We start from the raw sequence: 5,440 nt of genomic DNA on the forward strand, positions 1-5,440 counted from the left end.
GACCAACTTGGTAAACTCCTTGGACAGCAATAATACCAATGAACTTACCGAAGCTCCCAAAGCTTTTCTGATGCCGATTTCCTTCCTACGCTGTTCTGCTGTATAAGCCGTCAAGGCAAACAATCCCATACAGGCAATAAAAATCGCAAATCCTGTAAATGCCGCAAAGACCTTCCCTATCCTTGTCTCCGATGCATACATGGATGCAAACCGCTCATCCAAAAATTCATAGGCAAAGGGCTGTCCTGGTGCGAGTTCTTTCCATTTGTCCTCCACCAATTGCAGTACTTCCTGTGCATCCTGCGACTTGAACTTAAAGGAAGCAATACCGGATGGATTGGCATCCACAAATAGCATCACTGCCCCGATATTTTCCTTTAAGGACTCAAAATGAAAATTCTCGACCACTCCGACCACTGTTTTGACCTCCAGGTCATCTGTATTCAATCCCGAAACATTATCCCCTGAAAACGATGAGATTTTCTGACCTATCGGATCCCCTTCAAAGTTAAAGTTTCTCACCGCTGTCTCGTTGATAATCACCGCTGAGGAGTCAGAAGGGAAATCCAAAGAGAAGTCCCTTCCCTGTATTATCTTCATTCCCAAAGTCCTGACATAATCAAAATCCACTTTCCAGTTTTGTATAGATACCATATTTTCCTGGTCTTGAATATTCCTGCCCATTACCCACCAAGGATCGTCCGATCTGTTGGTACCTGATACCGGAAGAAATCCACTTAGAGTCCCATTTTCGATCATTGAACTCCCCAAAACTTCCTGTTTGAAAGTTTGCTTTTGACCTCCCAAAGCATACATGTCATGCACCATGATAATCTGATCTTTGTTGAATCCCAGATTTTTGTTTTGGATAAAGTTCATTTGGGAAAAAAGCACTATCGTACAGAAAATCAGGATAATCGAAATTGAAAACTGAAATACCACCAAGGAACTTCTTACCGCAGCGCTTTTAATTCCACTGGAAATATCGCCTTTCAATACTTTGGCAGGCTTAAAACCTGAAAGAAAAAGTGCCGGATAAATCCCTGCGACCAAGCCAACTAATATCGCTCCAAACAGCAGACAGCCATAGAAAATGATGGAATCAAGCGGCAAACTTAAATTTCTACCTGCCAGTTCATTGAAAAAAGGAAGCAAAAGAGAAGCTATAAAAACCGCCATGATAAAAGAAATGAAACTCATCAAAAAGGTCTCGGTCATAAATTGGAAAATCAATTCAGACCTACCCGAACCCATGCTTTTGCGAACTCCAACTTCCTTGGCACGATTGGAGGATTTTGCGGTTGCCAAGTTCATAAAATTGATACAGGCTATCAATAGGATGAATAGCGCAATGGCAACAAACAAATACACATAAGTACTGGAAAAATTGGCCTTGAACTCTCCCAACAAATCACTGTACAAATGTATATCCAACAAAGGCTGAAGCATATATTCCACTTTATTGCCACTGGCTTTGAATTGCTCGATGGTAAAATCTTCCCCAAGCACCTGCTTCATAACTGGGATTAAATGCTTTTCTGACATCGCAGCTATCTTTTGATCCATTTCATTTTTATCTGCGTTGGGGTTGACCAGAATATAGGTCTGGAAATTATTACCGATCCAATTTCCTGACTTTGCTTCAGGCAATCCCTCAGCGGCTAGCAGAACATGAAAATTAAAATGGCTGTTTTCAGGAATATCTTCATATACAGCAGTGATCTTGTAGTCTGTTTTATTATCCAGTATCAAGGTTTGCCCCACGGCATTTTCACCTTTAAAAAACTTATCCGCCATGGTTTGACTGATGAGGATGGTATTGGGTTCGTCCAATGCTCCCTGCTTGCTTCCCTCCATCAAAGGAATGTCGAACACATCCAAAAAGCCTTTTCTTGCAAAGATTACATCAGATTCTTTGATATTGTCCTCATACCTTTTGATCAAAAAAGATCCCTGATTTCTGAAATGCACCGCAGCTTCCACTTCGGGGATTTCCTCCATCAAGGCATCAGCCATAGGTGCAGGTGCATAAGTCATTTTCATGGCATTGCCACCAAAGACAATATCAGAAGTTACCCGGTAAATCCGCTCCGCATTTGGGAAATGCCTGTCATAACTCAATTCATTGCGAACAAAAAGCGCTATGATCAGGCAAAGGGCAATGCCCAAAGACAATCCCAAGACATTGATGATAGAAATGCTCTTGGTTTTCCAAAAGGTTCTCAGTGCAATTTTTAGGATGTTTTTTAGCATGGGGTATGGGTTTGTTTTGGTTTGTAGGGTTTTGGTCTTTGTACAAAATACCAAGAATCTTGTACCAAGATTGGAACCTCGGTCCTGTCATGTAACCCTTTGATTTTATTTGACATTTTTTTCAGTTTCACGATTTTTTGGACAATACTTTCTGGGGTATATTGGCCTCTTTTTCATGATTTTCTAAATCGCCCGTGCCTACGGCACTTTGGATACTTACACTTAATCCCTAATCCCGGCAATAAATTACCGGGCTATTACATCGGTCATGCCTACGGCATTAGTCTTTTTTCTAATCTCCCGCATCTAATCTCACCGATACTCGGGGCTGGCTTTGTTTCTTGGTTCTTGGCTCTTGATTCTTGTATCTTGTATCTTGGCTCTTGAATACGTGATACTTAATACTTGATACTTTGACCTTTCCTCCCTCATTCTTCATCCTTTCCTTACTCACTCTTCAATATCTCCGCAGGATTAGTCTTGGCTACTCCTAGGGAATGGAATCCGACTACAAGCAGGGCCAATATCAGGACACCAAATCCTACTCCTAAGAACATCAGATAGGGCATATCTATTTTGTAGGCAAATTCCTGTAACCACATATTACTCAGGTAATAAGCTGGGTATGCGGCTAGGCCAAAAGATATTAATACCAGCCAGAAGTACTGTTTACTGACCAAGGCGATGATTTGAAGAATACCTGCCCCCAATACTTTTCGGATGCTGACCTCTTTTGTTCTTTGTGCAATGGTAAAAGAGGACAAGCCAAACAATCCCAAGATGGAAATAAGAATGGCCACTATTGCTGCAAAGCCAAGGACTCCCTGGATTTTTTTATCTTCTTCATAAAATCCTTCCAACATCTCATCAATAAAATTAAAACCTGAAGCTTCATAAGGAAAGGCCTCTTCCACCATGGATTCCAGCCTCTGCTTCGCATAGGCGAGATTTTGTTGATTGGATACCTTTGTGGTAAGTATAAAGTGGTAATCAGGTTGATAAATCAAAACTATGGGCATGATTTCCTCTTTCAGATTGCGGGCATTAAAATTTTCTACCACCCCAACAATGGTATTTTGCCCTCCACGGAAGTTGATGGTCTGACCTATCGCATCTGCAGGTTCCGGCGATCCAATAGCTTTTAGGAAATTACGGTTGACAATAATTTCATTGTTCACATTATTAGCCTTTCTTCCGGCCAATAATAAAATCCCATTAACAGACACAAAAGCTGAATCCACATTCATAACCTGCACATTCAGTTGCTGCTCCACGGAATCCACCATGGCATATGCGTCAGAGGTCCAAATGGAATGGGAGGACACCAAATTGTTGCCAAGACTTACACCCTCAACGAAACTTTCATTTCGGAGCCTTTCTGCCAACAATTCTCTCTGGGACCTATCTCCCATAAATGGGAGGTTTGTGTACATTACCGCTTCTTTTTCAAATCCCAAAGGCTGAGAGCTGATAAAGTTCAATTGGCTGGTTAAGACCAACACCATGATGATAAAAGTGATGGAAACGGTAAACTGCAATACCGCCAGATTTTTCCTCAGAAATACCCCAAGGGAAAAACCATGTTGATGAAGTAATTCTCCCTTGAGCGCCCGCTGAGGTTGATAGTTGGCCAAAACAAAACCCGGATACAATCCGGAAATCACTGTTAGGATGATGGCATTTGCAGCCAGGAAAAACAGACTCAATTGACTAAGAAACGAAACTTCGAAATTTGCGGGAAGGTAATCTGCAAAATAGTTTTTGATCAAATCGGCGATAAATATGGAAACCGCCGATGCAATGACCACCAAAACAAAAGTCTCACTCAAAAATTGAAAGATCAGTTGACCGCGATTGCTGCCCAGGGTTTTTCTTATTCCTACTTCCTTGGCCTTATTGATTGCCAAAGCAGTTTCCAGATTTATAAAATTCAGGCAGGCCAACATCAAAATAATGATCCCTATGTAAATAAGCCCATTCAAAAGGGTTTTTGAAATAGTCGTATCATCGTAGTTTAGGCTGAAATGAATTTCGGAAAGAGGTTCTCCGATAAAATCCGGGTGGCTATCCTGTTCACTAAAGTATTTTTTGGCCAAAACAGCAAGGGCTTCATCCAAATTTGCTTTACCGGAATTTTCGGCAACTTTAACAAACAACTGACTGGCGGTGTTCAAATTGGTCCAACTGTGAAGGCCATACCAATCCTCTTTTTCCTTCTTGGCAATGGTACTGAAGGAAATAAAATCAGTAAAGATAAAGTCCGTGTTTTCAGTGTAATCAGCCACAACACCCTTGACCTGTGCATAAATGGAATCTGAAGCATCGATCCATAGAATTTCTTTTCCCAAAACATCATTGGCTCCTAATCCGGGGAAATACTTTTGTAAACTGGCTTCGGAAATCACCGCAGAATAAGGTTCCTGTAGGGCCGTTTGGGGGTTTCCGGAAAGCCAGTCTCTTTGAAAAATCTCAAAAAATCCCGGATTGGAAAAGGCAACCTTATCACTTCTTCCAATTACTTTGTTTTGCTCGGGTATGCTCACCATGGTCTCGTACAGGACGTATATCCTGCCTTTATTTTCGATAAAGGAAAGTTCCTCATCAATCACTTCTCCCAAAGGCCCATTGGTGGCGGGAGATTGAAAGGAATTTCCGGGTTCCCATTCTTCAACAGTATTGATCCTGAAAATCCTTTCGCTATCCGCATGAAATCTATCAAAACTATAAGCATGCCAGACCACTGTAAAAATCACCAGACAGATGGCAATGCCCAAAGATAGACCCAACACATGGACCAAAGTCCGGAGTTTATTCCGCTTGATATTTCTGATGGCAATGATGAGGTAGTTTTTTAGCATGGCTATTTAGTTTTTTGATATGGTGGGAAGTTTGGAAGTCCGGAGTTGGAAGACTGAGATTTTCTTCGGTCTTCCGTCCCTAGACTTAAGTTGCAGAAACTCATATTTTCAATTCCATTAATCATCTTTTAAGGTATCCACAGGATTCATTTGTGCTGCCCGGATGGATTGGCCTGTGACGATAAATACCACCAAACCCAAGCCCACTATCAGGATCAAAACAAAATTGAACCAAGAAGGCCATTGTCTTACCGCAAACTGTGATATCCAACCTTGCATCACATACCAACTCAAGGGCAGGGCCAATACAGCACCCAAAAGTGTGATGA

Annotated in this window: 3 protein-coding genes; all 3 read right to left on the reverse strand. The window is 41.5% G+C overall.

Translation table 11 applies throughout. The features are described 5' to 3' along the window. A partial coding sequence (locus ACEW8O_RS14235) for an ABC transporter permease (RefSeq protein WP_373495294.1) occupies positions 1-2,253 on the reverse strand: 2,253 nt, incomplete at its 3' end. A gap of 446 nt (positions 2,254-2,699) precedes the next feature. Then, the gene (locus ACEW8O_RS14240; RefSeq protein WP_373495295.1) at positions 2,700-5,111 is read right to left on the reverse strand and encodes an ABC transporter permease; all 2,412 of its coding nucleotides are present in this window, start codon (positions 5,109-5,111) and stop codon (positions 2,700-2,702) included. A gap of 117 nt (positions 5,112-5,228) precedes the next feature. After that, positions 5,229-5,440, reverse strand: a 212-nt coding sequence (locus ACEW8O_RS14245; RefSeq protein WP_373495296.1) for a hypothetical protein, incomplete at its 5' end; no start/stop codon positions are given.

Source organism: Aquiflexum sp., assembly GCF_041749095.1.
Taxonomy (GTDB): Bacteria; Bacteroidota; Bacteroidia; order Cytophagales; family Cyclobacteriaceae; genus Aquiflexum.

Coding starts and splice junctions, on each gene's coding strand:
- ACEW8O_RS14240 (WP_373495295.1), bottom strand. CDS start 5,111: ATGCTAAAAAACTACCTCATCATTGCCATCAGAAATATCAAGCGGAAT.